We start from the raw sequence: 276 nt of genomic DNA, 5'->3' as shown, positions 1-276 counted from the left end.
CGTGGAAACCGGGCGCTGCCTGGTAGAGGTCGATCCGCGCTATTTTCGTCCGACCGAAGTCGAATTGCTGATCGGTGATCCGACTAAGGCCAAGCAAAAACTGGGATGGACGCACGATACCAGCCCGCGCGACTTGGCGCGCGAGATGGTCGAGGCCGATCTTCTCTTGATGCGCGACGCTCCGATCGCCAAGGGTGTCTGACATGGTCGATGAACATCACAGTTCGGCGAGCAAGCGGATATTCGTTGCAGGGCACCGCGGTATGGTTGGCAGGG

Annotated in this window: 1 protein-coding gene; it reads left to right on the top strand. The window is 59.8% G+C overall.

Going from position 1 to position 276, the window contains the following annotated elements:
- On the top strand, nt 1-202 hold a 202-nt coding region (locus C1X29_RS28425; protein ID WP_173940220.1), incomplete at its 5' end, for a GDP-mannose 4,6-dehydratase.
- Between the last annotated feature and the right edge of the window lie 74 nt (nt 203-276).

This window comes from Pseudomonas sp. GW456-12-10-14-LB2 (assembly GCF_002884345.1).
Taxonomy (GTDB): Bacteria; Pseudomonadota; Gammaproteobacteria; order Pseudomonadales; family Pseudomonadaceae; genus Aquipseudomonas; species Aquipseudomonas paraglycinae.
The sequence above is the reverse complement of the archived record's forward strand: the minus strand, read 5'-3'. Positions and strand labels throughout refer to the sequence as shown.